The 301-nt window shown below is 70.4% G+C and carries 1 protein-coding gene; it reads left to right on the top strand.

What is annotated here, in order from left to right:
• Nucleotides 1-301 (top strand): hypothetical protein (locus tag PA598K_RS37150; RefSeq protein WP_185602454.1); only part of this gene is annotated, 301 nt, incomplete at both ends.

Here is a 301-nt window from a genome sequence, read left to right on the forward strand (position 1 = left end):
GCCGCAGCGCTTGGAGAGAGCGACTGGGTGCGGATGATCGAGACGGATGTGCGACTGACGCTCATCGGCGCTCGCGACATGCTGCTCGGCGCGCTGCGAGCAGCCGCCGAGCCGGGCGGGCCGGCGGTCTATGCGCCGACGCTGGAGGACGATCTGCGGTCGGTCGAGGAGCTGCTCGCGCGCGTGAGCGCCGAACCGTGGACCGACTGGCAGGCGGCCTTCGCCGCTGTCAGCTTCGGCAAGCTGAAGCCGCTGCGCGGCGATGATGTCGACAAGTCGCTGCAGGAGCAGGTCAAGGCGC

Origin of the sequence: Paenibacillus sp. 598K (assembly GCF_003851045.1) — a bacterium.
GTDB lineage: Bacteria > Bacillota > Bacilli > Paenibacillales > Paenibacillaceae > Paenibacillus_D.